The sequence below is a fragment of the Acinetobacter sp. 24-47-39 genome (assembly GCF_056783825.1).
In genome coordinates this window covers 1-233 of the sequence record NZ_JBWYIP010000052.1, presented here as the reverse complement: position 1 = coordinate 233, position 233 = coordinate 1, and the positions used below count along the sequence as shown (strand labels likewise).

1 protein-coding gene is annotated in these 233 nt (G+C 40.3%); it reads left to right on the top strand.

Translation table 11 applies throughout. The features are described 5' to 3' along the window. Positions 1-233 (top strand): hypothetical protein (locus AC1M9C_RS15020; protein ID WP_481953986.1); only part of this gene is annotated, 233 nt, incomplete at both ends.

Here is a 233-nt window from a genome sequence, read left to right as displayed (position 1 = left end):
CTGATGGTCGTGATCCTGCTAAAACAGTTACCAAAGGTGATGTGATCAAAGCGACTGATGAATTAGACGCTGCAGATGCTGCATTAAAAACTAATGCACAACAAGAGTTTGAAGATTCATTAGCAACAGAAGCGGATTTAGTCGCGCTTGAGACGAAGGCGAAAGACCTTCAGACTAAACTTAATGAAAATGCAAAGTTAGAAGAGTCAGCAAGATATACTGATGAAACACGT